Below are 2153 nucleotides of genomic sequence, written 5' to 3' on the forward strand. Positions count from 1 at the left end.
TACGTATCTGATTGACCACTTGAAAACCGACACATTCAAGCTAACAAAGCTAAAGGTTCGCTGTGAGCAAGGAACGGCCCCGGAAATGGTAAATTGATTTAAGTTACAACAATGCATTGAAACATAAATGAAGCTTATCTATAACATTTAGCACTGAATAAAATAATCACTAAAACGGATATGTATGGACATTCAAGTAGTTCATAAAGTTACTGAATATGATAGAGAAGAACTGTTAGTGGGGCTAAGAAGCTATAATGCTCAGTTTATCGATTTTAGTAAAAATGGACAGATCGGTGTCTACTGCAGAAATGAAATCGGAGAGATGGTAGGTGGATTAATTGCCGACAGGAAAGGGCCATGGCTGTGTATTGATTATCTTTGGGTGAGTGAATCAGCACGGAGTGGCGGTTTGGGTAGCAAACTTATGAGCATGGCCGAGAAAGAAGGTGTGATGAACGGTTGTATTCATGGCCTTGTCGATACATTTAGCTTCCAGGCGCTCCCCTTTTATGAAAAACAGGGTTATATACTTCAAATGTCATTACCTGATTTCCCTAAAGCAGGGGCACAAAGGCACTATCTAATAAAAACTAATTTATAGTATTGCGGCTTTCGCTTTTCAACGCTGCCAACAGGCCGACCACCTTACGCCTCGTTTCACTCGTTGCCCAAACCAGCCCCCATCAGAATGAATCCTCCTGGGGGCGACGTTTCTTAATGCAGCCAGCTGTCGTCTTCCCATACCTGCTGCATAATTTTCATCACTTGTTTTTTTTCTTCGTCCAGTTTCAGTCCGGTCAGTTCCACACCGTTAGAGCTACCTTTGCGGATGCGAATTACCGTTTTGGGATACAGGGGGCGCAGATTGCGGTAAAGCTCGGATTCAAGGGCGTCCAGGGTAGACTGGCTAATTTTTTGCTCTTTATCGATCATTATTTCAATGCGCATAAATTACCCCTCAGTTAACAACATCCATTGAGCGGTTATATTCGTGGGTTCTGATTTTTGCCATGAGTTCATCCGTCAGTTCTGAAATCCAAAGCAGCGCAAGCTCTTTTTCCTGATCACTACATTCACTGGCCACTACAAGCTTCAGAAAAAAATCAATTCGCTGGAGTTTCAACGACTCTAAAAAATAATCCTGCATCTTCCCTCCTATATCACTGTGGGCAGATAATACTGTATACTTAACCACTGGTTTTACATACAGTACATAATAATATCGTTAAAGTAAAAAGTTTTTTTAAAATCAATAGGATTTATCCTTTGCTTATTATTTAGAGCATTAATTGTTAATCAGCGTAATTAATACAGGTTCCGCCATTTATCATCCTCCTGCAGACGCTGGTTCCGATAGAAGATACGCAGGCCTGCTCCTGACGGAATACTGCCACCGCGAAGGAGCAACTCGACCTCTTTCTCGCTGCCATCAAATCCTCTGGACTTCAGTTCATAGACGAGCTGCTGTCGCTGATGATCTGTAATTCGCTGTTTGTAGTCTTTACGCCGTTTCGGCTTAACCAGGCGTAACCTTGCAGCCAGTTCCCGGCGCTCTTTTTTGCTCATACTGTGCAGATAATCGTGCAACTCCTTATCATCCATGCAGGTAATGTCCGTTCTGGTGTCCCCATCAGCTGATTTGTCTTTCTCCTGCTGGTTCAAATTTTCAGCAAGGGGACAGTTATTGCCACGAGTCCAAGGGGCGCAAGCGCCCTGGTCGGCTGCCGCCTCCTGAACGTCAACGGCCTTACGAACCATTTTCCATTTCATTGCATGAGTGCAGATCTTGCCCTGTACAATGGGTGACCAGATGCCATAAATACGAATACCGTGATCGCCATAAGCGGTCGGCTCTTCGTTAATTTCATAAGCTGTTCTGATAAGGTGATATTTGCGGGGAACCAGTACGCCGCCCTGCTTCATGATGTAGGTGGCAAAACAGCCAGCATCAGCGGCAGCCAGAATGGCATCAAGGCGCGGGTCATCCAGTACCGGCGCACCTGCTTTTTTGTCACCCTGTTGCCTTGCCGCCTGACCAGCCAGCAAGCGAAGTTCACGGTACGCCTGACGCCCCGGAATACCAAAGAAGCGGAACTGCTGAACACGATGCAGAGACGCCCAGGCATTAACGTATTCGGCGTTATCACGCA

General features: G+C 45.4%; 3 protein-coding genes and 1 pseudogene. 1 reads left to right on the plus strand and 3 read right to left on the minus strand.

Annotated features, from left to right (window positions below):
• Window positions 1-184 precede the first annotated feature (184 nt).
• Window positions 185-604 carry a GNAT family N-acetyltransferase gene (locus tag D9742_RS21655; protein ID WP_130238208.1) on the plus strand — a complete coding sequence of 140 codons (420 nt, stop codon included), beginning with the start codon at window positions 185-187 and terminating at the stop codon, window positions 602-604.
• Between the two features lie 113 nt (window positions 605-717).
• On the opposite strand, the gene D9742_RS21660 is transcribed toward D9742_RS21655, so the two are convergent.
• The 3 genes and pseudogenes from D9742_RS21660 to D9742_RS21670 form a co-directional block, all read right to left on the minus strand.
• Window positions 718-951 carry a DinI family protein gene (locus tag D9742_RS21660; protein WP_130238209.1) on the minus strand — a complete coding sequence of 78 codons (234 nt, stop codon included), beginning with the start codon at window positions 949-951 and terminating at the stop codon, window positions 718-720.
• A gap of 10 nt (window positions 952-961) precedes the next feature.
• Window positions 962-1150: a hypothetical protein gene (locus D9742_RS21665; protein ID WP_103253965.1), complete on the minus strand. Its 189-nt coding sequence runs from the start codon at window positions 1148-1150 to the stop codon at window positions 962-964.
• Window positions 1151-1308: 158 nt separating this feature from the next.
• Window positions 1309-2153: pseudogene (locus tag D9742_RS21670) on the minus strand (replication endonuclease); the annotation flags it as partial.

Source organism: Escherichia sp. E1V33, from assembly GCF_004211955.1.
Taxonomy (GTDB): domain Bacteria; phylum Pseudomonadota; class Gammaproteobacteria; order Enterobacterales; family Enterobacteriaceae; genus Escherichia.

Coding starts and splice junctions, on each gene's coding strand:
- D9742_RS21655 (WP_130238208.1), top strand. CDS start 185: ATGGACATTCAAGTAGTTCATAAAGTTACTGAATATGATAGAGAAGAA.
- D9742_RS21660 (WP_130238209.1), bottom strand. CDS start 951: ATGCGCATTGAAATAATGATCGATAAAGAGCAAAAAATTAGCCAGTCT.
- D9742_RS21665 (WP_103253965.1), bottom strand. CDS start 1,150: ATGCAGGATTATTTTTTAGAGTCGTTGAAACTCCAGCGAATTGATTTT.